The following is a 242-nucleotide window of genomic DNA, read 5'->3' on the forward strand; positions in this document are numbered from 1 at the left end:
ATATTTTATCGGTCATCCATAAACATCATTTACCTTTAGCATTTCATGAGGAAGTGATGGAGCATGCAATCAGTGTACCAGAAACGATTTCAGAAGAAGACTTGAAAGATCGCCGTTATTTACGTGACCAAATGATTGTAACGATTGATGGTGAAGACGCAAAGGACTTAGATGATGCTGTTACAGTAACGAAGCTTGAGAACGGTACTTACAAGCTTGGTGTTCATATTGCGGATGTAAGT

General features: G+C 38.8%; 1 protein-coding gene. It reads left to right on the forward strand.

The window, feature by feature from the left end; translation table 11 throughout:
- The coding region (locus tag JDS92_RS30435; protein WP_199633069.1) for an RNB domain-containing ribonuclease at positions 1-242 on the forward strand (242 nt) is incomplete at both ends.

Origin of the sequence: Bacillus cereus group sp. N12, assembly GCF_016483575.1 — a bacterium.
GTDB lineage: Bacteria > Bacillota > Bacilli > Bacillales > Bacillaceae_G > Bacillus_A > Bacillus_A toyonensis.